This is a genomic window from Lysobacter gummosus (assembly GCF_001442805.1).
Taxonomy (GTDB): domain Bacteria; phylum Pseudomonadota; class Gammaproteobacteria; order Xanthomonadales; family Xanthomonadaceae; genus Lysobacter; species Lysobacter gummosus.
Genome location: NZ_CP011131.1, coordinates 893,624 through 920,321, shown reverse-complemented (window position 1 = coordinate 920,321; position 26,698 = coordinate 893,624). Strand labels below are relative to the sequence as shown.

The 26,698-nt window shown below is 67.9% G+C and carries 25 protein-coding genes and 1 pseudogene; 18 read left to right on the top strand and 8 right to left on the bottom strand.

Features of this window, described 5'->3' with window-relative positions; all coding sequences use genetic code 11:
• Window positions 1-4: 4 nt before the first annotated feature.
• Window positions 5-2,008, bottom strand: a complete 2,004-nt coding sequence (locus LG3211_RS03765; protein WP_148648734.1) for an esterase/lipase family protein — start codon at window positions 2,006-2,008, stop codon at window positions 5-7.
• 158 nt (window positions 2,009-2,166) lie between these two features.
• Here LG3211_RS03765 and LG3211_RS03760 point away from each other — a divergent pair, with 158 nt between their 5' ends.
• Genes LG3211_RS03760 through LG3211_RS03750 form a run of 3 tightly spaced genes read left to right on the top strand, consistent with a single transcriptional unit; the run spans window position 2,167 to window position 4,779 of the window.
• Window positions 2,167-2,529, top strand: coding sequence for a hypothetical protein (locus LG3211_RS03760; protein ID WP_057941656.1), 363 nt, complete (start codon window positions 2,167-2,169; stop codon window positions 2,527-2,529).
• Between the two features lie 11 nt (window positions 2,530-2,540).
• Window positions 2,541-3,287 (top strand): hypothetical protein, encoded by a 747-nt coding sequence (locus LG3211_RS03755; RefSeq protein WP_057941655.1) that lies wholly within the window; start codon window positions 2,541-2,543, stop codon window positions 3,285-3,287.
• Between the two features lie 46 nt (window positions 3,288-3,333).
• Window positions 3,334-4,779 (top strand): hypothetical protein, encoded by a 1,446-nt coding sequence (locus tag LG3211_RS03750; protein ID WP_057941654.1) that lies wholly within the window; start codon window positions 3,334-3,336, stop codon window positions 4,777-4,779.
• Between the two features lie 90 nt (window positions 4,780-4,869).
• Here LG3211_RS03750 and groL read toward each other — a convergent pair whose 3' ends face one another.
• The 4 genes from groL to LG3211_RS03735 all read right to left on the bottom strand — a co-directional run bounded on the left by groL (window position 4,870) and on the right by LG3211_RS03735 (window position 7,946).
• A complete protein-coding gene (gene groL, locus LG3211_RS03745) occupies window positions 4,870-6,510 on the bottom strand; it encodes a chaperonin GroEL (RefSeq protein ID WP_057941653.1) in 1,641 nt (546 codons plus the stop codon).
• Between the two features lie 132 nt (window positions 6,511-6,642).
• The gene (locus tag LG3211_RS03740; RefSeq protein ID WP_057941652.1) at window positions 6,643-6,930 is read right to left on the bottom strand and encodes a co-chaperone GroES; all 288 of its coding nucleotides are present in this window, start codon (window positions 6,928-6,930) and stop codon (window positions 6,643-6,645) included.
• A gap of 312 nt (window positions 6,931-7,242) precedes the next feature.
• A complete protein-coding gene (locus tag LG3211_RS26970) occupies window positions 7,243-7,347 on the bottom strand; it encodes a helix-turn-helix domain-containing protein (protein ID WP_237049827.1) in 105 nt (34 codons plus the stop codon).
• 101 nt (window positions 7,348-7,448) lie between these two features.
• A complete protein-coding gene (locus LG3211_RS03735) occupies window positions 7,449-7,946 on the bottom strand; it encodes a GNAT family N-acetyltransferase (RefSeq protein ID WP_057941651.1) in 498 nt (165 codons plus the stop codon).
• 113 nt (window positions 7,947-8,059) lie between these two features.
• Between LG3211_RS03735 and LG3211_RS03730 the strand changes: the two genes are divergently transcribed.
• The 3 genes from LG3211_RS03730 (at window position 8,060) to LG3211_RS03720 (ending at window position 11,465) form a co-directional block, all read left to right on the top strand.
• Window positions 8,060-8,434 carry a cupin domain-containing protein gene (locus LG3211_RS03730; RefSeq protein ID WP_057941650.1) on the top strand — a complete coding sequence of 125 codons (375 nt, stop codon included), beginning with the start codon at window positions 8,060-8,062 and terminating at the stop codon, window positions 8,432-8,434.
• Window positions 8,435-8,822: 388 nt separating this feature from the next.
• On the top strand, window positions 8,823-9,236 hold the full coding sequence (locus tag LG3211_RS03725) for a helix-turn-helix domain-containing protein (protein ID WP_057941649.1): 414 nt from the start codon (window positions 8,823-8,825) through the stop codon (window positions 9,234-9,236).
• Between the two features lie 459 nt (window positions 9,237-9,695).
• Window positions 9,696-11,465: an endonuclease gene (locus tag LG3211_RS03720; protein WP_057941648.1), complete on the top strand. Its 1,770-nt coding sequence runs from the start codon at window positions 9,696-9,698 to the stop codon at window positions 11,463-11,465.
• Window positions 11,466-11,675: 210 nt separating this feature from the next.
• On the opposite strand, the gene LG3211_RS03715 is transcribed toward LG3211_RS03720, so the two are convergent.
• Complete coding sequence (locus LG3211_RS03715; RefSeq protein ID WP_057941647.1) at window positions 11,676-12,686, bottom strand: zinc-dependent alcohol dehydrogenase family protein; 1,011 nt, start codon at window positions 12,684-12,686, stop codon at window positions 11,676-11,678.
• A 103-nt stretch (window positions 12,687-12,789) separates the two neighbouring features.
• Between LG3211_RS03715 and LG3211_RS25385 the strand changes: the two genes are divergently transcribed.
• Both LG3211_RS25385 and mprF read left to right on the top strand, forming a co-directional pair.
• The gene (locus LG3211_RS25385; protein WP_057941646.1) at window positions 12,790-13,716 is read left to right on the top strand and encodes a LysR family transcriptional regulator; all 927 of its coding nucleotides are present in this window, start codon (window positions 12,790-12,792) and stop codon (window positions 13,714-13,716) included.
• 410 nt (window positions 13,717-14,126) lie between these two features.
• A pseudogene (mprF, locus tag LG3211_RS03705) lies at window positions 14,127-16,706 on the top strand (bifunctional lysylphosphatidylglycerol flippase/synthetase MprF); the annotation flags it as partial.
• Window positions 16,707-16,756: 50 nt separating this feature from the next.
• Here the strand turns inward: mprF and LG3211_RS03700 are convergent.
• Window positions 16,757-18,163 carry a virulence factor family protein gene (locus LG3211_RS03700; RefSeq protein ID WP_057941645.1) on the bottom strand — a complete coding sequence of 469 codons (1,407 nt, stop codon included), beginning with the start codon at window positions 18,161-18,163 and terminating at the stop codon, window positions 16,757-16,759.
• Between LG3211_RS03700 and LG3211_RS26695 the strand changes: the two genes are divergently transcribed.
• Both LG3211_RS26695 and LG3211_RS03695 read left to right on the top strand, forming a co-directional pair.
• Entirely contained in the window at window positions 18,078-18,488 is a 411-nt protein-coding gene (locus LG3211_RS26695; RefSeq protein WP_222837655.1) for a hypothetical protein, read from the top strand. The genes LG3211_RS03700 and LG3211_RS26695 overlap by 86 nt on opposite strands.
• A 45-nt stretch (window positions 18,489-18,533) precedes the next feature.
• Window positions 18,534-19,199, top strand: coding sequence for an SH3 domain-containing protein (locus tag LG3211_RS03695; protein ID WP_057941644.1), 666 nt, complete (start codon window positions 18,534-18,536; stop codon window positions 19,197-19,199).
• Window positions 19,200-19,213: 14 nt separating this feature from the next.
• Here the strand turns inward: LG3211_RS03695 and LG3211_RS26250 are convergent, their stop codons facing one another.
• Window positions 19,214-19,351, bottom strand: coding sequence for a hypothetical protein (locus LG3211_RS26250; protein WP_187313129.1), 138 nt, complete (start codon window positions 19,349-19,351; stop codon window positions 19,214-19,216).
• 250 nt (window positions 19,352-19,601) lie between these two features.
• On the opposite strand from LG3211_RS26250, the gene cutA reads away from it, so the two are divergent.
• From cutA to LG3211_RS27655, 8 genes are all read left to right on the top strand, one after another.
• Window positions 19,602-19,931, top strand: coding sequence for a divalent-cation tolerance protein CutA (gene cutA, locus LG3211_RS03690; RefSeq protein ID WP_057941643.1), 330 nt, complete (start codon window positions 19,602-19,604; stop codon window positions 19,929-19,931).
• Window positions 19,928-22,495: a protein-disulfide reductase DsbD gene (locus LG3211_RS03685; RefSeq protein WP_057941642.1), complete on the top strand. Its 2,568-nt coding sequence runs from the start codon at window positions 19,928-19,930 to the stop codon at window positions 22,493-22,495. Before cutA ends, LG3211_RS03685 begins: the two co-directional genes overlap by 4 nt.
• A 9-nt stretch (window positions 22,496-22,504) precedes the next feature.
• Window positions 22,505-23,104, top strand: coding sequence for a TlpA family protein disulfide reductase (locus LG3211_RS03680; RefSeq protein ID WP_338041418.1), 600 nt, complete (start codon window positions 22,505-22,507; stop codon window positions 23,102-23,104).
• 341 nt (window positions 23,105-23,445) lie between these two features.
• Window positions 23,446-23,886 carry a type II 3-dehydroquinate dehydratase gene (gene aroQ / locus LG3211_RS03675; protein WP_057941641.1) on the top strand — a complete coding sequence of 147 codons (441 nt, stop codon included), beginning with the start codon at window positions 23,446-23,448 and terminating at the stop codon, window positions 23,884-23,886.
• A gap of 64 nt (window positions 23,887-23,950) precedes the next feature.
• On the top strand, window positions 23,951-24,436 hold the full coding sequence (gene accB, locus LG3211_RS03670; protein ID WP_057941640.1) for an acetyl-CoA carboxylase biotin carboxyl carrier protein: 486 nt from the start codon (window positions 23,951-23,953) through the stop codon (window positions 24,434-24,436).
• A gap of 28 nt (window positions 24,437-24,464) precedes the next feature.
• On the top strand, window positions 24,465-24,902 hold the full coding sequence (locus LG3211_RS03665; RefSeq protein ID WP_057941639.1) for a four helix bundle protein: 438 nt from the start codon (window positions 24,465-24,467) through the stop codon (window positions 24,900-24,902).
• On the top strand, window positions 24,895-26,262 hold the full coding sequence (gene accC / locus LG3211_RS03660; protein WP_057941638.1) for an acetyl-CoA carboxylase biotin carboxylase subunit: 1,368 nt from the start codon (window positions 24,895-24,897) through the stop codon (window positions 26,260-26,262). The genes LG3211_RS03665 and accC overlap by 8 nt, the downstream gene beginning before the upstream one ends.
• 27 nt (window positions 26,263-26,289) lie before the next feature.
• Window positions 26,290-26,631, top strand: coding sequence for a DUF6053 domain-containing protein (locus LG3211_RS27655; RefSeq protein ID WP_484502502.1), 342 nt, complete (start codon window positions 26,290-26,292; stop codon window positions 26,629-26,631).
• The last annotated feature ends 67 nt before the right edge of the window (window positions 26,632-26,698 follow it).

Genomic DNA, 26,698 nt, shown 5'->3' with positions numbered 1-26,698 from the left:
GCAATCATTTCGCGCGCTTGCCCCGCTTCTCGTACTCCGCCATATCCAGCCGAAGAATCCGCCGCAGCTCCAAAATCGCCTGCGGCGTCTCCTGCACGCTGTGGCCGGACACGATCACCTTCTCCGACAGCGCGCCGTCCAGATGCGAACTGCGGTACGGCACCGCGCCGTCGCTGGACTGCAGCAGCGGCAGCTTGGTGTCGCGCTGGCCGACGATGGTGTGATACGGCAGACCCGATTCGATCGGCAGGTCTTCGGTGCTGCGCATGAACAACGAATGCGGACTCAGATCGTCCGGCCCGGTCGGCGGGCGGCCTTTGCGGAAACCCAGTTTCTGCAACTCGTCCTGATTGACCTGGGTGCGCTGGATCAATTCGGCGGTATCGCGCAGCACGTCGAACGGCAGGCGGATCAGTTTGCGCACCATGCGCAGCGGCCAGGCGTCGCTGACCACCGCGCCGCGATGCGGCGAGGCCAGGAACACGGCGCGGCCGAACTGCGGCATCGGCCGGAACACGGTCAGCGCGCGCACCAGCGGCTCCTGGCTCAGGCGCTGGGCGGCGGCCGGATCGAAAGAGCGCAAGGTCTCGTCCATCACATGCTCGCCGCTGTCGCTGACCAACAGCCGCGCGATCACCCCGCCCATGCTGTGCCCGACCAGCACCGCGTCGTGGCTGGCGATATCGTCGCCTTCCGGATCGTAGTGTTCGAACGTCTTGCTCAGGGCCGAGTCGATCGCCAGGCGATTGGACAAGATGCCCATGTTGGTCGGATAGAAGACCTGCCACAGCTGATAGCGCTTGCGCAGGGTTTCATCGCCGAGGATTTCGTTGGCCAGGTTGACCCAGGCCTCCGGGCTGCTGGCCAGGCCGTGCACCAGCACGATCACGCGCTTGTCCGGATCGTAGGGCTGGTTGAGATAGATGCGCGGCTTGAAGCTGCGCGCCTGCTTGGGCCGCAGCAGGCTCGACAGACTCAGCCGGGCCAGTTCCGAACGCGCCAGCCACACGCCGTAGGCCGCCGAGTAGTTCGCCGCCAGCGGCACCTTGCGCCCGCCGATGGTCTCGCTGTCGATACGGTAAGGGTTGTAGACGTCCATGCTGGCCTCGCGGCTGGCCAGCACGCCGTCGAGGCTGTCGCCGGCGAAGCGCAAGGTCGCGGTCACCGGCAGATAGCGGGTCTCGCGATAAGGAATGTCCTCGGCATCGGGGTCCTGCGGCGAACGCCGCGGAAACACCGCGACCAGCCCGGTGCCGAATCCATCGCGCCGATACACCGCGCGCAGGTTGTCGAACCCCAGGCTGTCGGATGCGAGCAAGGCCTCGGGTTGCCTGCTGATTTCGGAGGCCTCGTACCCGTGCAGGCCGATCCCAAGATTCATGCCGCCGACCTGCAGCGGCGTCGCCCCGACCTGGCCGCGGCTGGCTTCGAACGCCGATTGCGCGACCACATCGACCGCGCGGTTGTAGTAATGCAGCACGCGCTGCTGGCGCGCTTCGAACACGCGCTGCTCGGGCCTGCGCGGGGTCAGGAACAGATAGGCGTAGGCATAGCGCGCGGTCTCGATCGCCGCGCGCGTGCGCTCGTCGCTGGCGGCTTGCGCGGCGACCTCGGCCGAGACCTGGGCGACGCCGGCGTCGCCCGGCTCGGTGGCCGCGGCCTTGCGCTTGGACCAGCCCGCGCTTTCGGCCGCCTTGCTCAGCGTCGCCGGCGCGGCGTTCATGCGCAGCAACTGCAGCTCCGACGCGGTCGCCAGCCAGTCTTCGATCGGCGCGAGCGCGCGCAGTTGCTGGATGCACGGCGCGGCGTCCTTCGCGCACTGGTCCGGATCGAGCCCGGCCGAACCCAGTGCGGTGGCCGCCGAGGTGCTCAGCTTGCCGCCGTTGAGCGCATCGAGATTGCGTTCGGCGGCGATCTCGCCGAAGCCGCGCTCCTTGACCTTGACCACGGCGCAGCCGCTGCCGCCGAGCAACACCAACCCCACCAACAAGCCGACTAAGCCACGCATGTCCGATCCACCGGGCGGAAACCGCTGGCATTGTCGAGTGTGCCCGCTCTGCCGTAAACACCGGCCGCGGCCCTCGCGCGCCTTCACGCCCGGCCCGCCCCGGCGTTCTGCGTATCGATCCGTCCCCTTTCTTCACTCGCGCGCACGAGGCGACCGCCATGCAGCCATTCGGAAATCCCGCACAGTCAGGCCAACCCGAACTGCACGTCCAGCACATTGCCTGCGTCAACAACGCCGCGTTCGCCATGCGTTTCATCATCCAGCGCCTGGACGGCGACCGGGTGATCAGCCAGGCCCCGGCGGCCGGCGCATTCGCGGCCGGGCAGGCCCGCAGCGTCGATCTGTCCTCGCTGCGCTTCCACGACCAGGCGCTGGAGGTGGGCGACCGCGTGCGCATCCGCGCGCGCGCGATCGGCGGGACGCACCGCGACGGCCCGTCGGTGGCCTATGCGCCCAACGGCCATACCGCCACCTTCAGCGTGCGCGGCACCACCTTGATCTTCTCGATCAACCGCATCTGAGGCATCCGCCCATGTCCGCGTCCCATGCGCTGGAAGGCCAAGCCGTCGATTGGCTGCGCGACAGCGAAAATCTGTTGGTTCGCTTCGGCCTCAATAACGAGGATGCCGACGCCCGTCATCGCAATCGCGGCGCTCGGGCGCATATGTTCACCGACGCGCGCTTGCCGCAGGTCGCGCCGGATCGCGTGTTTCCGAACGTGGTCGCGGTAAGCCGCGGCGCGGCGTTGTCGATCCAGATCCGCGCGCGATCGCGCGAGCCGCTGGGCTTCGGTTTCCGCATCGCCACCGGGGCCGAGCCGGTGGTGGATCGCCTCTACGCGGTCCAACGCGCCGACGCTTCGGGCTATCGCAGCGTCACTGTGCGCCGGTTCCAGCGCGATGCGCATCTGATCACCATCGATCTGATGCGCGCGCGGCTCGGCCATTCGCACCGCCTCGACGCGCTGCAACAGCTTTGGACCTGCGACATCACCACCTGGGACGTGCACCAGTTTCTCGACCCGATCACCGCGCGGGTCTACACCCGCACCAACCCGCGCTTCCCACCGACGCCGCCGGCCGGGCCGCTGGACACCCGACGCGGCAGCGCGCGGGAGGCGGCCGGCGGCGCCGCGCTGCGGGTCAACGCTGGGGTGATCTGGGCCGACGGCAGCGCCGAGCAAACTTTCGAGCGCATCCAGGTCCAGGCCGAAGCCGATCCGGATCGCAATTTCTTCGGCCGGCTGCGCGTGCATTTTTTCGTCGTCGATCCGAATTGAGCGGCCGCGCGCCGCATCTGCCGCATCGCGCAACCGAGGGCTGAGCATGCTCGTCACCATCGCATTCGCCGGCGAACCCGACCGCGACCTGGTCCTGCGCCTGGAGCCGGACACTTCGTTGCGGCAGGTTCGCGAACGACTCGCGGCCCTGGACGCGATGGCGCCGGGGGATCGCTTCGGTTTCGGCAATGCCCGCCTGGCCCCGTCGATCGAAGCCGACACCAAGCTCAAGGAAGTGATCGGTAAGGACGGCGTGCTCACCGTGCGCCCGGCGCCGCGTGCGCAGGAACCGGAACCGGAACCCGAGCCGGCACCGGCACCGGCACCGGCGCCCGCGCCGCCGCGTCCGGCGCTGCGCCCGACCGCGCCGCAAGCGCAGCCCGCCGAAGCCAAATGGGGACTGCGCAACGAAGACGAAACGCCGGACTTGCTGGCGCAATTGCAGGGCCGGATGGCCGGGTTCAATGTGCGCACGCCAGACGATTTCACCGCGCTGCCGCTGGCAACGGTGCAAGCGCTGTTCGCCTCGCGCCGGCTCGACCGCGGCCTGCGTTTCGGCCCCGATCCGGGCGACAGCCTGTTCGGCGCGCGCGCGCCGCGCGCGCCGGTGGTCTACCGGCATCCGCAGCGGCCGCCGCATTCGGGCGGGGTCTCGTTCACCTCGCGCTGGAACACCAGCGCCACCGCCAGCCGGGTGCTGCACGAGTTGCACACGCGCAGCATCCATAACGCCAACGCCGGCGGCGGCGTCAACGGCTTCGGTCTGGCCGCCGATTTCCGCAGCGACCTGGAACGCTTGCGGCGCAACGAGGTCACCACGATCCATCTGACCGACGAGATGATCGTGCCCAAGGTCGTGCTGATGCTGGATCCCGACACCGACCTGGACGTCGCGCCCGAGTTGGTCGAAGCGGTCGACCGCGCGCTGGCGACGCCCAGCCGGGCCGGACAATACGAAGCGCTGCACGAACGCGTGTTCGCCGTCTTCGGCTATTTCTTCCCGTGCGAGGCCTTGCTCGGCGGCACCCGCTTGCGCACGCTCAGCGCGACCAGCGAAGACCTGCGCGAACAGGAGCAGTTGCTGTCTGGCTTCGGTTTCGGCGCCGCCGCGAAGGACGTGCCGACCAGCTTCGGCCCGGCCAGCGCCGACATCGGTTACGCGCGCGCCGACAGCCGGCTGTCCACGCACCGCCACATCCGCCAATTGCGCGAGCAGAGTATCCGCACCATCGGCGGGCATCCGGCGCTGGGCCTGGCGGACGAGCAGGCCCTGCAATGGATGGCCGGGCTGGACGCGGTGGAGCTGTGGGCCACCATCGGCCATCGCCGGCTGGTGCCGATCCTGCGCTTCCTGCCGCCCCGGCAACGCGACCGCTGCGTCAGCGTGATCGAACAGTTCGCCCGTTCCAGCGCCAGCGCGCAGCACACCGTGCTGGACATGGCCGCTTATGTGATGCCGCTCAATCGCGATTTGCTCGGGGCGATTCTCTAGTCTGCATTCGCGCAAGCCGCGGTCCGAGTCGACATAAAAAAACCCCGCCTTTCGGCGGGGTTTTCGTGTTGCTTCAAGGCGATGGGTTGATCAGAAATCCATACCGCCCATGCCGCCCATGCCACCGCCGCCCGGCATCGCCGGCTCGTCCTTCTTCGGCAGCTCGGCGACCATCGCTTCGGTCGTGATCATCAGACCGGCGATCGAAGCCGCGTTCTGCAGCGCGGTGCGGGTGACCTTGGTCGGGTCCAGGATGCCGAACTCGAGCATGTCGCCGTATTCGCCGTTGGCGGCGTTGTAACCGAACGCGCCGGTGCCTTCCTGGACCTTGTTCAGGATGACCGACGGCTCTTCGCCGGCGTTGGTGACGATTTCGCGCAGCGGGGCTTCCATCGCGCGCAGGGCGATCTGGATGCCGTGGTTCTGGTCTTCGTTGGCGCCCTTCAGGCCGGCGATGGCCGCCTTGGCGCGCAGCAGCGCGACGCCGCCGCCCGGGACGATGCCTTCTTCCACGGCAGCGCGGGTGGCGTGCAGCGCGTCTTCAACGCGAGCCTTCTTTTCCTTCATTTCGATTTCGGTCGAAGCGCCGACCTTGATCACCGCAACGCCGCCGGCCAGCTTGGCCACGCGCTCTTGCAGCTTCTCGCGATCGTAGTCCGACGAGGTCTCTTCGATCTGCGCCTTGATCTGCTTGATGCGGGCCTGGATCGAATCGCCGTCGCCGGCGCCGTCGATAATGGTGGTGTTCTCCTTGGAGACCTGCACCTTCTTCGCGCGACCCAGATCCTTGATCGTGGCCTTTTCGAGCTGCAGGCCGACTTCTTCCGAGATCACGGTGCCGCCGGTGAGGACGGCCATGTCTTCCAGCATCGCCTTGCGACGGTCGCCGAAGCCCGGCGCCTTGACGGCGCAGACCTTGACGATGCCGCGGATGGTGTTGACCACCAGGGTCGCCAGCGCTTCGCCTTCGACTTCTTCCGCGACGATCAGCAGCGGCTTGCCGGCCTTGGCCACGCCTTCCAGCACGGGCAGCAGGTCGCGCACGTTGGAGATCTTCTTGTCGTACAGCAGCACGTAGGGGTCGTCCAGTTCGGCCGACATCGACTGCTGGTTGTTGATGAAGTACGGCGACAGGTAGCCGCGGTCGAACTGCATGCCCTCGACGACGTCGAGCTCGTTCTCCAGGCCCGAACCGTCTTCAACGGTGATCACGCCTTCCTTGCCGACCTTGTCCATCGCCTGGGCGATCAGGTCGCCGATGTCGGCGTCGGAGTTGGCCGAGATCGCGCCGACCTGGGCGATTTCCTTGCTGGTGGACGACGGCTTGGACAGCTTCTTCAGCTCGGCCACCGCTTCGACCACGGCCTTGTCGATGCCGCGCTTGAGGTCCATCGGGTTCATGCCGGCCGCAACGGCCTTCATGCCTTCGCGGATCAGCGCCTGGGCCAGCACGGTCGCGGTGGTGGTGCCGTCGCCGGCGTTGTCGGAGGTCTTGGAAGCGACTTCCTTGACCATCTGCGCGCCCATGTTCTCGAACTTGTCCGCCAGTTCGATCTCCTTGGCGACGGACACGCCGTCCTTGGTGATCGTCGGCGCGCCGAAGCTCTTCTCGAGCACGACGTTGCGGCCCTTCGGGCCGAGGGTGGCCTTGACGGCATTGGCGAGAATATTTACGCCGCGCACCATCTTGGCGCGTGCGTCCTCACCGAAACGAATTTCTTTAGCAGCCATGGTGAAACTCCGGGAATTGGGAATGGGGAATCGGGAATGGAAAGAGCAGAAGCGGTGGAATCGGCATGGGCGGGAACGTCAGCGCAAGCGCTTTGACGATTCCCGATTCCCCATTCCCGATTCCCGGCTCGCTCAGCCGACGATCGCGAGAACGTCGTCTTCCTTGAGGATCTTGTATTCGACGCCGTCCTGCTTGTAGGAGCTGCCCGAGTACTGGCCGTAGATGACCTTGTCGCCGACCTTGAGCTTCGGCGCGCGCACGCTGCCGTTGTCCAGGGCCTTGCCTTCGCCAACGGCGACGATCTCGCCCTTGGTGGACTTTTCCTTGGCGGCGTCGGGGATGATGATGCCGCCGGCGGAGACTTCGTCGGCTTCGATCGGCTTGACCACAACGCGGTCATAAAGCGGCTTGAGATTCATGGCGACCTCTGTAAGTGACTGAATGGGTGGAGAAAGAACGGGAATTTTAGCAGTCGCCCCCGTCGAGTGCCAACGGCGGGGGCAAAAGCGCCCGGCAAGCCGGGACTGCACGCTTAATGAGGGGCGCCGGCGGGCTTTCAAGGGGGCGGACGAATAAATCCTTCGCGCCGCCCGCCCGGGACCCGGCCGGTTCCGCCCCCAGGATCGGAGCCGGACGCCGACAGGCTCCCATCGCCAGGCGAAACCGGGATGACAGGGCGGCCGCCGCCGCGGACCGGGTTCAGGCCTGATGTCGCGCCGGACCGGGCCGCCTCAGTCGTGCAGGGACTTGAGGTACTGCGTCGGCGTCGCGCCCAGGTGGCGCCGGAACATGGCGATGAAGGCGCTGACGCTGTCGTAGCCCAGGTCCAGCGCCACCGCGGCACCGCTTCGCCGGCGGCCAGCCGCTCCAGCGCGCGCATCAGCCGCGCGCGTTGCCGCCATTGCAGCAGGCTGTCGGCATCGCCGGCGCGGGCAAGCTATAAATGCTTGTGCATCCGCACACAGGCCAGGCTCACGCCGCTGGGATGCGCATACGCGTCTTCGCCGATCGTCCGGAACCCCATCGCCTGATAAAACGCGACGGCGTTGAGCGAAGACGCCACCGTCAACGCCGGCAGGCCGTGGGTGCGGGCGATCGCATCGATCTCGGCCATCAGCCGCGCGCCCAGGCCGCGTCCGCCGTGCGCGGGATCGACGAACATCGCCTCGACTTCGGCGCCGTCCAGATCGACGATGCCGTAGCCGAGCAACTCGCCGTCTTCCTCGATCAGCACCGCGCCGCCGGCGGCGATCATGCGCGCGTAGGAATCCGGCAACGGCGAGGCCGACCATGCCGCGACGGTGGCGGCGTCGTAATGGCTGATGCAGGTCGCGCGCACCGCCTGCGTGCGCAGCGCCCACAGGCGCGCGGCTTCGTCGCTGCGCGCCGGACGCGGCGGCGGCAGGGCGTGCGCGTGGGATGGAGGCGAAGACATGCAAGCGTTCCGTAAAGGTCCGGCCTCACGATAATCCACGCCCGCGCAGACCGCGATGCCGCCGGCCGCGCGCGTACTAAACTGCCGGTCCCCGCCTTCGCCAGGATCCGACCATGTCGTCCGTGACCTCCCCCGCCGAAATCGCCGCCTCGCTCACCGAACTGTGGTCGCCGCGGGTGGTGGCCGAGGTGGACGAGGCCTATATCAAGGTCGCGCGCGTGCACGGCACCCTGGCCTGGCACAGCCACGCCGACGAGGACGAGTTGTTCTACGTGCTCAAGGGCCGGCTGGTGATCGAGATGGAAGAGCGCAGCGTCGAGCTGGGCGCGGGCGAGATGTTCGTCGTGCCCAAGGGCGTGCGCCACAACCCGATCGCCGACGAGGAATGCCACCTGCTGCTGATCGAGCGCAAGACCACGCAGCACACCGGCGATGTGGTGACCGACAAGACCCGTTCGCTGCAGGAGCAGTTGCGGCCGCTGGGCTGATCGCGGCACACCGGCCGCGGCCGCGGTCCGGCGCCACAAAAAGAAAGAGCGCGTCCCGTGGAACGCGCTCTTTGGTGCGGAGATGGCCGTCCTGCGCATGGCGCGATCCTGCGCCCGTCCCCCGAACCGACCTCGTGTCTAGCCGAAGTCCGTATCGGCGAGGTGCCATATTCCGAAGTCCTCATCACGGTTGCTACACCACCGGATCGTGTTTTTGGCTACTTTTGCTAGCTCTTACACTTGTTCGAATGTCTAAGCTGCCGTATTCATTGGTTACGCCGGTACACAACGCTAGCGAAAACGCACTAGGTCCTGTGTCTATCGCTCACCAGGTGAATATCGGTAGCAATAGCGGAAAAACTCCTTAAAAACTGCCCAAAACTGTCACATGACGCCGCAGCAGCGCATACGCCTCGCCCGTCGCCACGCCGGTCTGTCGCAAGCTGCGCTGGGCGCGGCGGTCGGCGTCCAGCGCAGCGCGGTCGGGCACTGGGAATCGGCCCAGGGCAAGTTCCCCAGCGTGTCCCATCTGCGCGAAGTGGCGATGGTGACGGGCGTCCAGTTCGAGTGGCTGGCCACCGGCCGCGGCAAGATGAGTCTGTCGCAGGACACGGCGATGGATTCGGTCGCCGCCGCCGATGCGCTGTTGATCGACGACCCCCTGGAACTGCGGCTGATCGCCGCGTTCCGCGAGGCGCCGACCCGGTCGAGGGCGCCGTTGGTGGAGGTCGCCGAGCAATTGGCGGAATTGCGGACGGGGCGGCCGCGCAGCAGCGGCGGCAAGGCGCGCGGTGCGGCTTGAGCTCGCGGGGCATTGCGGATTTTCGCGGGAAGAAGCTTGAAAGAAGGGCTTTTGTGGGCGGGCGCTTTAGCCCCGATGCTCTTCGCCCCGTTGCCGCGATCTGAAAAAAAGCATCGGGGCTAAAGCGCCCGCCCACGAAAGCGGCCTCTCACACGCCTCCCGCGCAGCAACTTCCCGCGCAGCTGTCGCCGCCCTGTCGCGTTTCCATCGCCCAGTTGGCGCGAAGCTGTCGCCCCGCTATCGCCGTCCATGTGGCCAAGCGCGACACCCGTCGCTGTTTCGCGATGCCGTCGCCACTCCCCGGGCCGACGCTGTCACAAAGCCCGACTAGACTCGACCGACGCGCCCTGGGGAGGGCGCCCGAATCGCGCCGGCGGTTCGCCGCACGGCGACCGCGCGCGATGCCACTCAAAAGGAGCCGTATCGATGCCCAAGTCCGTTGCTGGCTGTTCCAATCTCATGTCCGCGCGCCGCGCCGGCGTTCTCACGCTCGCCATCGCCGCGCTGTTGCCGACGATGGCTCCGGCCGCCGTGTTCATCAACGAATTCCATTACGACGACGCCACCTCCAGCGGCGATGTCGGCGAGCGCATCGAGGTCGTCGCCACGGCCGGCGAAACGCTCAGCAATTACCGCATCTATCTGTACAACGGCAGCACGCCGTCGTCGGCGACCACCTACGACAACGATCTGGTCCCGGCCGGCAGCGTGGTGACCTGCGGCGGCAGCGTGCGCATCGCCACGCTGAGCTATCCCACCAACGGCATCCAGAACGGCTCCAACGACGGCTTCGCCCTGGTCGATGGCAGCGGCACCGTGGTGCAGTTCCTGAGCTACGAAGGCGGAATCACCGCCAGCAACGGCCCGGCCTCGGGCAAGACCAGCACCAATCTGCCGGTATCGGAATCCGGTTCGGCCGCGGCCGGCACCTCGCTGCAGTTGTCCGGCAACGGCAGCGCGTATTCGCAGTTCACCTGGCAGAGCTCGGCGAGCCAGACCTTCGGCGCCTGCAACAACGGCCAGACCTTCACCGGCAGCGCGCCGAACACGCCGCCGAGCGTGAGCTCGACCACGCCGTCCAACGGTTCGACCAGCTTCCCGGCCGCGGGCGACCTGGCGGCGAACTTCAGCGAAGCGGTGACGCTCGCCAGCGGCGCGCTGACGCTGCAGTGCGCGACCTCCGGCGCGGTCGCCCTGACCTATCCGTCCAGCGGCACCGCGATCACCGCCTCCACCGGCACCGCGCTGCACGCCGGCGAGGCCTGCACTTTCACCGTCGTGGCGAGCAAGGTCACCGACGCCGGCGGCGCCACGCCGGCCGCGAACACGGTGGTCAACTTCAACGTCGCCAGCGGCGGCGGCACGCCGACGGGTTACTACTCGCACGTCAACACCAGCAGCGCCAGCCAGCTGCGCTGCTCGCTGCACGAGACCATCAAGGGCCACACGGCCTATCCGTACAGCGGCGGCACCACCAACACCTGGACGATCCTGGAAATCGCCGACGAAGATCCGAACAACTCCGGCCGCATCCTCGATGCGTACAAGAACCGCAGCTACCTCAAGGTCACCGACCGCGCGGGCAGCGGCAGCGGCGTGAAGTACAACCGCGAACACACCTGGCCGAACTCGCTGGGCTTCGGCACCGCGACCGGTAACCTCGGCCTGCCGTACGCGCCGTACACCGACACCCACATGCTGTATCTGACCGACGCCGGCTACAACGCCGACCGCGGCAACAAGCCCTTCGCCGACTGCTCGCTGTCCAGCGGCTGCGGCGAGCGCGTCACCGAGGTCAACAACGGCAGCGGCGGCGGCAGCGGCGTGTATCCGGGCAACTCCAACTGGTTCAAGACGCCCGACGGCAACAGCGGCTCGTTCCAGGTCTGGGGCAAGCGTCGCGGCGACATGGCGCGCGCGGTGTTGTACATGGCGATCCGCTACGAAGGCGGCACCGATCCGAACAACGGCCAGAGCGAGCCGGATCTGGAACTGACCGACGACCGCAGCAAGATCGTCATCACTTCCTCTTCGCCGGCATACATGGGTTTGCTGACCACGCTGTTGTCGTGGCATCAGGCCGATCCGCCGGATGCGGCCGAGAAGGCGCGCAACGAAGTGATCTACAGCTTCCAGGGCAACCGCAACCCGTTCATCGATCATCCGGAATGGGCGACGGCGTCGCTGTTCAACTCGGCCAAGCCGGCGAGCTGCCAGTTGATTCCGTAAGCGCTCGCGGTTGATTGCGATACGACGAAGGCCCGCGATTGCGGGCCTTCGTTTTTTGCAGAAGCTTCGAGGTCTTTTGTGGGAGAGCTTTTGTAGGAGGGAGCTTCAGCCCCGATGCTTTTGTTTCAGGTCGCGGTGACCGTCGAAAGGTCTGAGCGAAGAGCATCGGGGCTGAAGCCCCTCCTACAAGAGACCTCGAAAGACTTCCGCTCAATCGAAAATCACCACCGGCTTGCCCACCTGCCGTTGTTCCGCGATCGACGCGATCGCCGGCGCGCCCTCCTCGAACGAAAACCGCGCGCCCACGACCGGACGGATGCGATGCGCCTCGACCTCATCCAGGTATTCGCGCAGATCCTGCAGGCTGCCCACGCTGACGCCGTGGATATTGAGCTGGTGCGCCATGATCGGGCCGATCAAATTGCCGTCCACGTTCATGCTCTGCAGAAACCCGATCACCGCAATATGGGCGTTGTCGGCCGCGGCCTGCAGCAACTGCAGGAATTGCTGCCCGCCCACGACATCGACGATGCCGTCCACGCCGCGCCCGCCGGTGATCTCGCGCACGGCCGCGGATAAATCCGCACGCTGCTTGTAGTCGATGACCGCGCGCGCGCCGAGCGAGCGCAGCAGTTCGGCCTTGCCCGCATCGCCGGTGGTCGCGATCACGTCCACGCCGCGCGCGGCCGCCAGTTGCAGCGCCATCAGCGAGACGCTGCCGGTGCCCTGCACCAGCAGCTTCGCGCCGGGCTGCAACTGCAGTTTGCGCAGCGCGGCCCAGGCGGTGAGACCGGACACGGGCAAGGTCGAGGCCTCAGCGTCGTCGAGAAACTGCGGCGCGCGCGCGATCGCGTCGGCCGAAAGCACGATCGAGCGCGCCAGCCAGCCGTCGAGCGGGCCGCCGAGCTTGCTCAGGTGGTTCTCGGACTTGAACGGGCCCTCTTTCCAGGCGGTGGTGTAGTGGCCGATCACCCGCTCGCCGACGGCGAAATCGGTGACGCCGGCGCCGAGCGCATCGATCCGGCCGACGCCGTCGGACAGCGGCACGAACGGCCGCGGCAACTCGGGCTGGTAGCGGCCGGTGGCCAGGGCGTAGTCGCGGTAGTTGACCGAGGCGGCGGCGACCCGGATCCGCACCTGGCCCGGGCCGGGCTGGGGTTCGGGCAGGTCGGTACGGCGCAGGCTGTCGAGGCTGTGGCCTTGGAGTTGGAAGGCATCCATGACGGGGCTCCTGGGAGCGTGGGGTCGGGATGCACAGGCTATTGTTGAGCCATGCGTTGATATAGGATCATCCAGACAACTCATCATTGAGAGTGTCTCAATAATGATCGGCGGCCTGTACTCCGAACTCGAGGCCTTCGAGGCCATCCTTCAGCACGGCAGCTTCACCGCCGCGGCCCGGCAACTGCAGGTGACGCCGGGCGCGATCACGCGCCGGCTCAACACCCTGGAAGCGCGTCTGGGCGCCAAGCTGCTCAATCGCTCGACCCGGCGCCTGAGCCTGACCGAATCGGGCCGCCACTATTACGCCGAGGTCGCTCCGGCGCTGGCGCAGATCCTGGCCGCGGGCGAACGCGTCCACGACTTGTCGGCACAGCCGCGCGGCGAGCTGCGGGTGTCGGTGCCGATGAATTTCGGCCGGCTGTATGTGATCCCGCATCTGCCGGCGTTTCTCGATCGCTATCCGGGCATTTCGCTGGATGTGCAATTCGACGACCGCTTCGTCGATCTGATCGGCGCCGGTTTCGACGCCGCGATCCGGATCGGTGCGCTCAGCGATTCGCGCCTGGTTGCGCGGCAGATCGCCGAGACCCGGCGCATCCTGGTCGCCTCGCCCGACTATCTGCACCGGCGCGGCGCCCCAGCCGCGCCGGCCGATCTGATCGACCACGACTGCCTGCACTACACCCTGTTCCGCGACGCCCCGACCTGGGAATTCCAGCGCGACCGCGAAACGCTGCGGGTGCCGGTGCGCGGGCGGCTGAAGGCCAACTACGGCATGCCGCTGGTCGATGCGGCGCTGCATGGCGGCGGGATTTTGCAGACGGCGACGTTCGCGGTCGCGCGCGAGCTGGCCTCGGGGGAACTGGTGGAGGTGATGCCGGATTGGTGTCTGCTGCCGATCGGGATCTATGCGGTGTATCCGGGGCGCGAGTATCGGCCGCGGAAGGTCGAGGCGTTTATCGATTTTCTCGAAGAGACGATCGGGCGGCCGGCGGTGTGGGATCGGGTGATTGCGGGGGATGGGTGAGGTGAGTCGCGGCGGGTAGAGCAAATCCCCCGCGCGATGGGGTCGCTTCGACTTCGTGGCGACGCGGGGCGCTCGCCCCCTTTTTCAAAGGGAGCCATGTTCGCGCGCTCGTGTTCGAGTGATATGCGTCGCATCCGCCCCAACCCACGCAACCCACCAGGCACCAATGAACCCACCCGACCGAGTTCCCCCCTTTGAAAAAGGGTGAAGGGCCGCGCTTGCGAACCGCAGGTTCGCGCGGCACTGAACGCCCACAGGCTATGCCTGTGGGCCGGAGGGCCAGGGGGGATTTGCTCTTACCCCGCGCACCGCCCCCCCAGTTCCCCCTCACACTGCACGCCCCGCTCAGCCCCTCATTCCGTTTTCGCACCATTTGCTGAAAGCTTCACCGGTACCCGCCCCCCGCAACGATGACTACCCAGCCTCCTTCAAGCTCCTCCACCGAACGCCCCGCCTCGCCCTGGCGCCGCGTCGTGTCGTTGATCGCCAGCCTGGCGATCCTGGCGCTGGCCCTGCACGCGCTCGCTGGTGAATTCACCGAGCAGGGCTATCGCTCGATCCGCCACGCCTTCCAGCAGATCGACGCCGCCCGCATCGCCCTGGCGTTCGCGCTGAGCCTGGCCAGTTACGCCTGTCTGGTCGGATTCGACGCGATCGGACTGCGCCGCAACGCCAGCAAGGTCAAACCGCTGCGATTGATCGTCACCGCGTTCCTGGCCAACGCAGTCGGCCACACCCTCGGCTTCGCCGCCCTGACCGGCGGCGCGGTGCGCCTGCGCGGTTACGGCGCGGCCGGACTGTCCCTGGCCGACATCGGCCAGGTGGTGCTGATGAGCACACTGGGCTTCGTCTTCGGCGCCTGGGTGCTGCTGGCCTGCGCGCTGATGTTCGAACCCGCGCCGGCGGCGTTGCTGCTGCCGCTGAGCGAAGACGCGATCCGCGCGATCGGCGCGGCCGTCGCCATCGCCTTCCTCGGCCTGCTGTTCGCGGTCGGTCGCGAAGGCCGCACCCTGCGCTTGCGCGAACACGCGCTGTGGCTGCCCGACCGCCGCACCGTGCTCAGCGTCACCGCGTTGAGTGTGGTCGAGCTCGCTCTGGCCGGCGGCGCCTTGTACGTGCTGCTGGCGCCGGACATCCCCGCCGCTTCGGGCACCAGTTTCATCGGCTTCGTCGGCTTGTATCTGGTGGCGGTGCTGGCGGGATTGGTGTCGAGCGTGCCGGCCGGCATCGGCGTGTTCGAATGGAGCCTGCTCAAGCTGCTGCCCGGCGTGGCGCCGGCCAGCCTGCTGGCGGCGGCGGTGGCGTATCGCATCACCTACTACGCCGCGCCGCTGGCGCTGGCGACGTTGTTGGGTTTGTTCGGCTCGGCGCGCGGACCGGTCGCGCGCCGCGCCAGCGCCTTGCGCACCGCGTGGCTGGCGATCCGGCCATGGCTGCCGCACGTGATCGCGCTGGCCGCGTTCGTGCTCGGCGCCGCGCTGATCATCGACGGCACCCTGCCCAAGCCGCGGCATCGTCTGGCCGCCGCGCCCTTGTCGCTGATCGAAACCTCGCAATTGCTCGCCAGTCTCGGCGGCGTCGGCTTGCTGTTGATCGGACAAGGTCTGCAGCGCCGCAGCCACGCCGCCTGGGCGCTGGCGCTGGGCGTATGCGTGCTGCTGCCGCTGCCATCGTGGCTGCGCGGCGGCCACTGGCTGCTGGCGCTGGCGCCGCCGTTGGTGGCGGTGGCGCTGTGGGCGGCGCGGCGCGAGTTCTATCGCCAGGGCGCGCTGCTCGATGAAGCCTGGTCGTGGCGCTGGCTGCGCAATCTGGGATTGGTGCTGATCGCCGCGGTGTGGCTGCTGTTCTTCGCCTACAGCCACGTCGAATACCGCAACGAGTTGTGGTGGGAGTTCCTGGTCTCCGGCAACGCGCCACGGGCCTTGCGCGCGATGCTGCTGGTCAGCGTCACCGTGATCGCCTTCGGTCTGGCGCGCATGATGCACGCCGCGCGCGCGCCGCTGCCCAACGTGGACGAAGCCCAGCTCGCGCTGATCCGGCCGATCCTGGCCAGCGCCGACGACAGTCAGGCGCATCTGGCGCTGACCGGCGACAAGGCGCTGCTGCTCGATCCCGAGCAGCGCGGCTTCGTGATGATGCAGCGCTACGGCGGTTCGCTGATTTCGATGGGCGACCCGGTCGGCCCGCCGGAAGCGGCGCGCGCATTGATCTGGCGTTTCCGCGAGGAAGCCGACCGGCTCGGCGTGCGGCCGGTGTTCTATCAGGTCGGCGAACAGCATTGGCAGACTTATCTCGACCTCGGCCTGACCCTGGTCAAGCTCGGCGAAGAAGCGCTGGTGCCGCTGACCGATTTCAGCCTGCAGGGGCCGACCCGCGCCGACCTGCGCCAGGCCTGGAATCGCGGCAAGCGCTCGGGCCTGAGTTTCCGCATCGCGCCGGTGGAAGAAGTCGAAGGGCTGCTGCCGGCACTGGAAGAAATTTCGGACGAGTGGCTCGAACAAAAATCCGGCGACGAAAAAGGCTTCTCGCTCGGCAGCTTCGATCCCGACTACCTCAGGCGCCTGCCGATCGCCCTGGTCGAGCACGAAAACCGCGTGGTCGCCTTCGCCAATCTGTGGACCGCGACCAACGGCCGCGAGCTGTCGGTGGACCTGATGCGCCACGCCAGCGACGCGCCGAAGGGCGCGATGGATTTCATGTTCGCCGAACTGCTGATGTGGGGACGCGAGCAGGGCTACGAGCGTTTCTGCCTGGGCATGGCGCCTTTATCCGGATTGGCGCAGCATCGGTTGGCCGGACGCTGGAACCGCTTCGCCAATCTGATCGCGCGCCACGGCGAACGCTTCTACGGCTTCGTCGGCCTGCGCCGGTTCAAGGCCAAGTTCGATCCGGTCTGGCGTCCGCGTTATCTGGCCGCGCCCGGCGGCATGCATCTGCCCTCGGCCTTGCTCGACGTGACCCGGTTGATCTCGCTGGACCCGCGCCGCCACGACGAACACGAACGCGGCACGGCGCATTTCCCCGACAGCGCGCCAAAGGCTCAGGGCGTAACGGTGGCGCCGGCCGCGGCCGTGCCGGTCGAAATCCCCGACGCCGACAGCACCCGCGCCGCCACGCCGTCGTAATCGCCGCCGAGGTGGTGGTCGCCGGGCATTTTCTCGATCAGCGCCGCGCCCTTGGGCAACCTCGGGCATAGCGCATCGCCGTCGTCGCTGCCGTAGATGCACAGCACCCGGCTCGGCGGCATGCGCGCGACCTGCGGCGCGATCGGCAAGCCCTTGCCGCTGTTGCCGATCCAGTTGGACAGATGGAATTCGTACTCGGCGCTCTGTCCGGCCGAGATCAGCGTGGTCGAACGCACCAGATTGCGCGTGGCCGGCGGCAGTTGGTTGTACGCGCCCGGCAGCACATCGGCGCCTTGCGAGAAACCGATCAGCAACACGTTCTCGCGTTTCCACTGCGCGCCGTAGTAGCGCGCGATGCGGTCGATATCGACGGCGAAACTCTGCGGCGTGCGTGGCGTCCAGAAATAGCGCAGCGAATCCACGCCGACCACCGGCACTCCGGCCTTGCTCAGGCGCGCGGCGACGCTCTTGTCGAAATCGGCCCAGCCGCCGTCGCCGGAAACGAAGATGGCGAAGGTGTCCGCGTTGCCGCCCTGGGCCGCGGAGACTTCGGTGATCGGCAAGCCCTTCAGATCGGCCGGCGGCGGCGGCAGGCTGGCGTGACGTTGCGCGCCCAGCGAGATCAGCGCGGCGCGCAGGCCAGGCGTGGCGTCGTCCCCCGCGCGCGCGAATACGCGCGCCTGCGGGATCGCCTTGACGAAAGCGTCCACTTCATCGCTCTTGCAGCTTTTTTCCTGCGCGCGCGGCGCCGCCGCCAGCCACGGCACCCGCAAGGGCGCCGCCTGCAGATGCGCGAGCCCGGCCTCGGCTTGCAGCTTGAGCGCGCCGTTCGCGCACAGCGCGCGCGGCAAGCGCAGGACCGGGCAGAAATCGACCGACACCGCGCCGGCGAACAAGCTGGCGTTGCCCTGCGCGGCGATCGCATACGCCAGCGCCGCGCCTTCGCCGTCGCCGAGCAACAACGGCAAGTGATAGGTCGGCAGGCGGTAATACGCCTGCACGTAGCGGGAGAAATTCTCGACATCGCCGGAGGAGAAATTGCATGCGCCGCCGTCCTTGCGCAGCAAGGCTTCGAGCGCGGCGACATCGACGGTGGCGACCATCGCGCCGTCAGCGACCAGCGCCTCGATGCGCGCCTTGCGTCGCGCCAGATCCAGGCCGTCGGCGAACCACAGCACGAAGCGTTTCACCTCGCCGGCCGGCAACCGCACCGGCGTGCGCACGAAGCGGCCGTGGGTGATTTCGCTGCTCAACCGAGGCGAGGCCGCGACAGCGGCCGGCTCGGAAGCGAGCGCCGGCGGACAAACGGCGCACAGGCACATCGCCAAAGCGGCAGAAAAAAGACGGGGCGAAGCGAGCATGGGGTTCTCCTGGATGCGCCACCTTATACCCGCGCCGCGGTGGAGAAAACGCATCGGCCGCCTTCGCATCCGCGCCAGCGGTAGACGCCCGCCCGGGATTGCCCGATCCTTGGCGCGGCAACACATCGAGCGGCGCCGTCGTTCGCACGCAGCGGGCTTCCAGGAGGAACCTGTCGTCATGAGAAAGCTCGAGTCGATCCTGATCCGCAACGGCGAGTCGTTCGGCAATGCCGATCGCGCCGCGCGCCCGCGCCTGCATGCGCACTCCGATCCGCTCCTCATCTGATCGCGCCGGGTTTCGTCACGACGTTCCCGCCACAGGACATCGCATATGCCACGTCCCGATTTCATCGCCGCGAGCCTCGCACTGTCTGCGATGCTGGCGCTGCTGTCCGCCGCCGCGCCGGTTCGCGCGCAAGCGCCCGCCGCGCAAACCGCGTGCGCGTTCGGCGCCTTCGTCAACGAGACCGATCCGGCCGGGCTCAATGTCCGCGCCGGACCGGGCACCGCCCATCGCGTGCTCGGCACCTTGCCGCCGACCAAGCTCAGCGCCGACGATCCGCCGCTGCGCGCGCGGGTCGAGGTGCAGGTCACCGCGAGCGCCGACGGCTGGTTCCGCATCGCCGGCGCGCAGGACAACGAAGCCTTGCTCGACGCCGCGGCGCGGCCGATGTTCAAAGGCACCGGTTGGGTCAGCGGGCGCAAGCTGACGGTGAAATCGCAAGCCACTGTCGGCCGGCAACGGCCCGATGCCAAGTCGCCGGCGGTGCTGATCGGGAAAGACGGCATGAGCTTCGACAGCGACGGGTTCCTCGAACACGGTCGCCTTGTCGATTGCGCCGGCAAATGGGCGCAGGTCGAGTACGCGCCCGACAGCGAGCTGCGCGCAAACCTGCAGATCAAACCCGCCGCGACCGCCGGAGTCGAAGCGGGCCGGGTCCGCGCCTGGGTCGACCACCTGTGCGCGCTGCAGGAAACCAGCTGCGACGGCGGCTGAGCGCAGCCGGCCGGTCAACCCCGCAGCGGCGGCCTTGTTTCGCCGAACACCACGCTGTGCACCAGCGGCATCGCCATGAAGTCGTGCGGGAAGCCGGGCTCGATCGCGCTGGCCCGATCCAGGCGCGTGCGTTGTTCATCGCTGAAGCTCACCTCCAACGCGCCGAGCTTGTCTTCACGCCCCTGCCCAGCGGCGACCACGCCGCCACGCCCAGGCCGGGTCCGGCCGCCGCCAGCCGTCGGCAGATGCCGGCGCCTTTGCGGCCGTTAGGGGAATTTGTACGCGAGCGCCAGCCGGCCGATTGAGCAAACCGGCGCCCACGACGCCGTCGCCGCGCACTGGCCGGCGTTAAACGGTGCAACTGGTTCCTCGCCGGCGGTGCCGGCCCCTTACACTTGGCCCATGTCCGATACCCTGCCCGTGCTGGTGCTGAGCACCTGCCCCGACCAGACCAGCGCCGACGCGATCGCCCTGGCCCTGGTCGAGGAAGGCCTGGCCGCCTGCGTCACCCGCATCCCTGGCGCGCGCTCGACCTACCGCTGGCAGGGCCGGATCGAACATGCGACCGAGGTCCAGCTGTTGATCAAGACCCGCGTCACCATCTCCGGCGCCCTGATCAAGCGGCTCACCGAACTGCATCCGTATGAACTGCCGGAGGTCGTCGTGGTCGAACCCCGCGACGTCTCCGAGCCTTACATGCGATGGGTCAACGAACAGACTCCCGACCGATGACCAACCACTTGTTTCCGGGCCGGCGCCTGCGCGCCGGTCTGACCGCCCTCGCCTTCGCCGGTTTCGCCCTGCTGCTGTCCACGCCCGCGCTGGCGGTGGACGAGAGCGACCTGCTGCCGGTGGACGAGGCCTTCGCGCTCAAGGCCGATGCGCCATCGCCGGACCGCATCGCGATCTCGTGGAAGATCGCCAAGGGCTATTACCTCTACCGCCACCGCATCTCGGTCAAGGCCGACGCCGGCTTCGCCGCGCAGCCTTTGCAATTGCCCAAGGGCAAGGCGCACAAGGACCAGTTCTTCGGCGACGTCGAGACTTATCACAGCGATCTCAACGCGGTGCTGCCGGGCAAGGGCCGCGGCGCCAGCACGACGCTGACGATCAAATACCAGGGCTGCGCCGAAGCCGGCGTGTGCTATCCGCCGCAGACGCGCACGCTGACCGTCGCCCTGCCCGGCGCGGCGGCGATCGCCGCGGCCGCTGCGAATGCGGCGGCGGCCGATCCGGTGCCTGCGGCCGCGCCGCTGGCGAATTTCGGCTCGCGCGTGGGCGCGTCCAATCCGCTGCTCGGCGCCGCCTCGCCGCTGAGCGCGCCGGGCAACGCCAACGTCGGCGCCACCGAAGCGCTGCCGCTGCCGCCGGAACAGGCTTTCGGCTTCGAAGCCATCGCCCAGGACGGCAACACCTTGCTGCTGCGCTTCACCCCGGCGCGCGGCTATTACCTGTATCGCGACAAGACCTCGCTTAAGACCGACAACGCCGCCATCGCCGCCGGCAAGCCGCAATGGCCGCGCGGCACCGCCCACCGCGACGAGCACTTCGGCGACGTCACCGTGTTCTTCGAACAGATCGACGTGCCGTTGCCGCTGATCCGGCGCAGCGCCGACGCGGCGACGATCGTGCTGACCGCCGGCTTCCAGGGCTGCCAGACCGACGGCATCTGCTATCCGCCGATGACCCGCAAGATCAGCGTCGATCTGCCGGCCGGCACCCTGACCGCCGCGGCCCCCGCCGAGGCGGCGAAAACCGGCGCCAGCACCGCGACTCTGGCCGCGGCCATCGCCGCGACCGAAGCGGCCAGCGGCGACGACGCCTCCACTGCGGCCGGCGCGAACGCCACTGGCGCCGCGTCCGACCCCGTCGCGTCCGGCCCGGCGAACGTGATCGATCAAACCGGCGCCAACGCCAATTCCAAGCTCGCCGCCGCGACCGCGGCCGCCGAGGCCAAATCCTCGCCCGCCACCGGCGCCGCCGCGCCGCAGGCCGAAGACAGCCTGCTCGCCGCCACCCTGGCCGGGCCCAACCGCTACCTGGCGTTGCTGAGTTTCTTCGGCTTCGGCCTGCTGCTCGCCTTCACCCCGTGCGTGCTGCCAATGGTGCCGATCCTGTCGGGCCTGATCGTCGGCCAGGGCCCGGGCCTGGGCGCGAAACGCGCGTTCGCGCTGTCGCTGGTGTACGTGCTGGCCAGCGCGGTGGTGTTCACCATCGCCGGCGTGATCGCCGGACTGGTCGGCGCCAACCTGCAGATCGCGTTCCAGACGCCGTGGGTGATCGTGCTGTTCGCGCTGCTGTTCCTGGTGTTGTCGCTGTCGAGCTTCGGCCTGTACGAACTGCAGCTGCCGCACCGCCTGCGCAATCTGGTCGGCGAAGTCAGCAATCGCCAGCGCAGCGGTTCGTGGGCGGGCGTGGCGATCATGGGCGCGCTGTCGGCGCTGATCGTCGGCCCGTGCGTGGCGCCGCCGCTGGCCGCGGCGGTGCTCTACATCGGCCAGACCCGCGATCCGGTGTTCGGCGGCGCGGCCTTGTTCGCGCTGGCGATGGGCATGGGCGCGCCGCTGATCGCCTTCGGCGTCGCCGCCGGCAAGGGCCTGCCGACCAGCGGGCCGTGGATGGTCGGCGTGCAGCGCGCGTTCGGGCTGGTGTTCGTGGGCATGGCGATCTGGATGCTCGGACGCATCCTGCCCGGCCCGGTGACCTTGGCGCTGTGGGGCGCGTTGCTGCTCGGTGCGGCGGTGATGATCGCGCTGCCGCTGAGCCGCGGCGCGTTCGGCGACGGCGTGCGCGGGCTGGGCTGGATCGCGGCGCTGCTGCTGGGCCTGACCGGCGCGGTGCAGATCGTCGGCGCGCTGGCCGGCAGCACCGATCCGCTGCGTCCGCTCGCCGGCCTGCGCGGCGGCGCGGCCGCGCATCCGGCCGAACTGCCGTTCCGCAAGATCAAATCCAGCGAAGACCTCGACCGCGAAATCGCCGCCGCGCAGAGCGCCGGCCGGCCGTTGATGCTCGACTTCTATGCCGACTGGTGCGTGGCCTGCAAGGAGATGGAGAAGTACACCTTCCCCGAACCGCAGGTGCATCAGGCGTTGGACGGCTTCGTCCTGCTCAAGGCCGACGTCACCGCCAACGACGACCTCGACCAGGCGCTGATGAAGCGGCTGGGCATCATCGGCCCGCCGATGACGCTGTACTTCGTCCACGGCGCCGAACGCCGCGACCTGCGCCTGGTCGGTTTCGAAAAAGCCCCCGAGTTCGCCCAACGCGCCGCGCGTGCGCGCGAAGCGGCGCGCTGAGGCGGCGCGGTGACGATTCCTTCCGCGCTGAAGATCGTGCTGATCGCCGCCGCCGCGGGCGCGCTGGGCGTGCTCGCCGGGCAACTGGTCAGCGGCAACGGCTGGCTGATGCGCACCGACCTGGGCCAGCGCGTGCTGCAGGAACGCATGGAGCGCGAGTCGCCCAAGCCGCCGGCCGATCTGGCCGTGGCCGCGCGCGGCGCGGCGATGCCGCCGCTGCGGCTGCAGGGCCTGGACAAGCAGCCGGTGCAGTTGCCGCAGGCCTACGCCGGGCGCCCGATCCTGATCAACATCTGGGCCAGCTGGTGCGGGCCGTGCATCAAGGAAATGCCCGAGCTCAGCCGCTACGCCAAGGGCCAGGGCGCGGACGGCACGCAAGTGGTCGGCATCGCCCTGGACAACGCCGCCGACGTCGCCGCGTTCCTGCAACGCGTGCCGGTCGGCTACCCGATCCTGCTCGACACCCCGGGCCCGCGCGATGCCGGGGTGCAGTTGGGCAACCTCAAGGGCGTGCTGCCCTACAGCGTGCTGATCGGCGCCGACGGCAAGCTGGTCAAGCAGCGGATCGGGCCGTTCGAAGACGGCGAGATCGAAGGCTGGGCGAACTGATCCATCGGCGCGACAGGGCCCGATCCCGGCCCGATCCCGGCCCGCGCACCGATCTGCGACCGCGACCGCAACATGAACGAGTCCCAGGCCCGCCCGCCATCGCCGTGGCCGTGTTCGAATGGAGGCCGAGCAGAATTCCGAAGTCCCGCGGCCGCATGTCGCCAACGGTGGCGAACGGGCACCGAAAATTCACCTGTCGCGCCGATCGTGCCGGCATTTAGAGCCGTCACTCAAACAACCGCTTAAATCGCGGCAACTTCGCCGATTTGGCGGGCAACTCCTGGACAGCTGAGCGGCCATCACGCAAACTGCCGCCCTTTGAAGGCAACCGTCCGGTCCCGATGGCCAAGCTCCTGGTCCTGCACGGCCCCAACCTCAATCTGCTCGGCACGCGCGAGCCCGAGGTCTACGGCCGCACCACCCTGGCGCAGATCGACGCCGGCCTGGGCGAACGCGCGCAGGCCGCCGGGCACGCCCTGGAGAGCCTGCAGTCCAACGCCGAGCACGTCCTGGTGGACCGCATCCAGGCCGCGCGCGGCGACGGCACCGCCCTGATCCTGATCAATCCGGCCGCCTTCACCCACACCAGCGTGGCGATCCGCGACGCCCTGGCGGCGGTGGCGATCCCCTTCATCGAGATCCACCTGTCCAACCCGCATACCCGCGAAGACTTCCGCCGCCACAGCTACTTCAGCGACCTGGCCCTCGGCGTGGTCTGCGGCTTCGGCGCCGATAGTTACCGCTACGCACTCGAAGCTGCAATCAAGCGGCTGGCACCCTGATCCCCCATTCGCCCGGACCGCCTCGCGCGGCCCGCACCCAAGATCCAAACCTGAGGCCCGCTTCATGGACCTGCGCAAAATCAAGAAACTGATCGACCTGCTCGAGGAATCCAACCTCGCCGAGATCGAGATCAAGGAAGGCGAGGAATCCGTCCGCCTGGCCCGCACGCCCAAGGGCGGCTACGCGATGGCGCAACCGCAGCCGATGTACGCGCCGCAGCCCGAGCAGCCGCGCGCGCCGCAGCCGATGCCGATGCAGTCGCCGACCGAAGCGGCCACCGGCGGCAGCGCCAAGCCCATCAGCGACCTGCCCGACGGCCACGTCGTGCGCGCGCCGATGGTCGGCACCTTCTACACCTCGCCGGCGCCGGACAAGCCGTCCTTCGTCGCCGTCGGCCAGGCGGTCAAGGCCGGCGACACGCTGGGCATCATCGAAGCGATGAAGATGTTCAATCCGATCGAAGCCGACGTGTCCGGCACCGTGCTCAAGGTCATGGCCGAAAGCGGCCAGCCGATCGAGTTCGATCAGCCGCTGTTCGTAATCGGCTGATCGCCGATTGCGACGGGAATAGGGATTCGTGATTCGGGATTCGGAAAAGCAGCGACCGCACGAGCGCCTGGAGGTCTGGCGCGACGCGATGGCCTTGGTCGAATCGATCTATCGCATCACCGCATCTTTTCCCGACTCGGAGCGGCTGGGCCTGTCCATGCAGTTGCGCAGAGCAGCCGTGAGCGTTCCGTCGAACATCGCCGAAGGCGCAGCCCGGCGATCAAGACCGGAGTACTTGCGGTTCCTGGCGATGGCACGCGGTTCGCTCGCTGAAATCAGCACGCAGTATGAGATCGCCCGCCGCCTGGGCTATCTCACCGACAACGCCACGGACACAGACTTGTTGGACCGAACCTTCGCCCGTCTGAACGCTCTGATCCGCTCGCTCGGCTCATCGCCGCGCGTCGTCAGCGAGACGCCCGCGCTTCACGAATCCCCAATCTCGAATCCCGAATCCCATGCTTGATAAAGTCGTCATCGCCAATCGCGGCGAAATCGCGCTGCGCATCCTGCGCGCGTGCCACGCGCTGGGCATCCGCACGGTCGCGGTGCATTCCACCGTGGACCGCAATCTCAAGCACGTGGCCATGGCCGACGAGTCGGTCTGCATCGGGCCGGCGCCGTCGTCGGAGAGCTACCTCAACATGGCCTCGATCATCGCCGCGGCCGAGGTCACCGACGCCCAGGCGATCCATCCGGGCTACGGCTTTCTCAGCGAGAACGCCGACTTCGCCGAGCGCGTGGAGCAATCGGGCTTCATCTTCATCGGCCCGCGCGCCGAGACCATCCGCCTGATGGGCGACAAGGTCGAAGCGATCCGCGCGATGAAGGAAGCCGGCGTGCCCTGCGTGCCCGGCAGCGGCGGCCCGCTCGGCGACGACAACGCCGCCAACATCAAGATCGCGCGCGAAATCGGCTACCCGATCATCGTCAAGGCCGCCGGCGGCGGCGGCGGCCGCGGCATGCGCGTGGTGCACACCGAAGCGCATCTCAACGCCGCGATCCAGACCACCAAGTCCGAAGCCAAGGCCGCGTTCGGCAACGACATGGTGTACATGGAGAAATTCCTCGAGAACCCGCGTCACGTGGAAATCCAGGTGCTCGCCGACGGCCAGGGCAACGCCATCCATCTGGGCGAACGCGATTGCTCGATGCAGCGCCGCCACCAGAAGGTCGTCGAGGAAGCGCCGGCGCCGGGCATCACGCCCGAGCAGCGCGCCGAAATCGGCCGGGTCTGCGTGGAAGCCTGCATCCGCATCGGCTATCGCGGCGCGGGCACGTTCGAGTTCCTGTACGAGGACGGGCGCTTCTACTTCATCGAGATGAACACCCGTATCCAGGTGGAGCATCCGGTGACCGAGCTGGTGACCGGCATCGACCTGGTGCGCGAGCAGTTGATGATCGCCGCCGGCCGCAAGTTGTCGATCAAGCAAAGCGACATCGTGCTCGACGGCCACGCCATCGAGTGCCGCATCAACGCCGAAGACCCGGAAACCTTCATGCCCTGCCCGGGCCCGATCAATCATTTCCACGCCCCGGGCGGCCCGGGCGTGCGCGTCGACAGCCATATCTACGAAGGCTATCGCGTGCCGCCGAATTACGATTCGATGATCGGCAAGCTGATCGTGCACGGCCCCGATCGCGACACCGCGATCGCGCGCATGCGCGTGGCGCTCAGCGAGATGGTGGTGGACGGCATCAAGACCAATATCCCGCTGCAGCAGCGCATCTTGTCCGATGCCGGCTTCCAGCAGGGCGGGATGAACATCCATTACCTGGAAAAGCGGCTCAAGGAGCAGAAAGAGAAGACGATTTCGATCGTCTGATCCGGCAGGCCGTCGCGCGGTGTCGCGATGGGGTTGCGGATGCTCTTGAGCTATGAGGAAAGCCCCTTCGCGAGAAGGGGCTTTTTGTTTTTGGCCCGCGCGAGTTTTTCAGGAGGGCCTTCAGGCCCGATGCCCTTCGCTCAAAGGCAATGCAGCTTCGATGCGAGCGCAAACAAAAGCGTCGGGCCTGAAGGCCCTCCCACAAAAGACTTCGTGGTTTCGCAGCGCGTATGGCTCGGCAGGATTCGCGAATCCACAGCTCGATTCGCAACAAGGAGGTTTCTTGTGGGAGGGACCTTCAGGCCCGATGCCTTTCGTTCAAAAGCCGGGAAGCTTCGATGCGAGCGCAAACAAAAGCGTCGGGCCTGAAGGCCCTCCTGCAAAAGATTTCGTGACTTCGCAGCGCGTGTTGCCTTCGCCGCTTCGCGCCTCGCCG

What these genes read in the sequence shown, in the direction of transcription:
- LG3211_RS03735 (WP_057941651.1), bottom strand. Translation starts at nt 7,946, where the DNA reads ATGTCTTCGCCTCCATCCCACGCGCACGCCCTGCCGCCGCCGCGTCCG.
- LG3211_RS03695 (WP_057941644.1), top strand. Translation starts at nt 18,534, where the DNA reads ATGCCACGTCCCGATTTCATCGCCGCGAGCCTCGCACTGTCTGCGATG.
- LG3211_RS03750 (WP_057941654.1), top strand. Translation starts at nt 3,334, where the DNA reads ATGCTCGTCACCATCGCATTCGCCGGCGAACCCGACCGCGACCTGGTC.
- LG3211_RS03720 (WP_057941648.1), top strand. Translation starts at nt 9,696, where the DNA reads ATGTCCGCGCGCCGCGCCGGCGTTCTCACGCTCGCCATCGCCGCGCTG.
- LG3211_RS03700 (WP_057941645.1), bottom strand. Translation starts at nt 18,163, where the DNA reads ATGTGCCTGTGCGCCGTTTGTCCGCCGGCGCTCGCTTCCGAGCCGGCC.
- LG3211_RS03725 (WP_057941649.1), top strand. Translation starts at nt 8,823, where the DNA reads ATGACGCCGCAGCAGCGCATACGCCTCGCCCGTCGCCACGCCGGTCTG.
- LG3211_RS03715 (WP_057941647.1), bottom strand. Translation starts at nt 12,686, where the DNA reads ATGGATGCCTTCCAACTCCAAGGCCACAGCCTCGACAGCCTGCGCCGT.
- LG3211_RS25385 (WP_057941646.1), top strand. Translation starts at nt 12,790, where the DNA reads ATGATCGGCGGCCTGTACTCCGAACTCGAGGCCTTCGAGGCCATCCTT.
- accC (WP_057941638.1), top strand. Translation starts at nt 24,895, where the DNA reads ATGCTTGATAAAGTCGTCATCGCCAATCGCGGCGAAATCGCGCTGCGC.
- aroQ (WP_057941641.1), top strand. Translation starts at nt 23,446, where the DNA reads ATGGCCAAGCTCCTGGTCCTGCACGGCCCCAACCTCAATCTGCTCGGC.
- LG3211_RS03685 (WP_057941642.1), top strand. Translation starts at nt 19,928, where the DNA reads ATGACCAACCACTTGTTTCCGGGCCGGCGCCTGCGCGCCGGTCTGACC.
- accB (WP_057941640.1), top strand. Translation starts at nt 23,951, where the DNA reads ATGGACCTGCGCAAAATCAAGAAACTGATCGACCTGCTCGAGGAATCC.
- LG3211_RS03765 (WP_148648734.1), bottom strand. Translation starts at nt 2,008, where the DNA reads ATGCGTGGCTTAGTCGGCTTGTTGGTGGGGTTGGTGTTGCTCGGCGGC.
- LG3211_RS03730 (WP_057941650.1), top strand. Translation starts at nt 8,060, where the DNA reads ATGTCGTCCGTGACCTCCCCCGCCGAAATCGCCGCCTCGCTCACCGAA.
- LG3211_RS03740 (WP_057941652.1), bottom strand. Translation starts at nt 6,930, where the DNA reads ATGAATCTCAAGCCGCTTTATGACCGCGTTGTGGTCAAGCCGATCGAA.
- groL (WP_057941653.1), bottom strand. Translation starts at nt 6,510, where the DNA reads ATGGCTGCTAAAGAAATTCGTTTCGGTGAGGACGCACGCGCCAAGATG.
- LG3211_RS03760 (WP_057941656.1), top strand. Translation starts at nt 2,167, where the DNA reads ATGCAGCCATTCGGAAATCCCGCACAGTCAGGCCAACCCGAACTGCAC.
- cutA (WP_057941643.1), top strand. Translation starts at nt 19,602, where the DNA reads ATGTCCGATACCCTGCCCGTGCTGGTGCTGAGCACCTGCCCCGACCAG.
- LG3211_RS27655 (WP_484502502.1), top strand. Translation starts at nt 26,290, where the DNA reads ATGGGGTTGCGGATGCTCTTGAGCTATGAGGAAAGCCCCTTCGCGAGA.
- LG3211_RS03755 (WP_057941655.1), top strand. Translation starts at nt 2,541, where the DNA reads ATGTCCGCGTCCCATGCGCTGGAAGGCCAAGCCGTCGATTGGCTGCGC.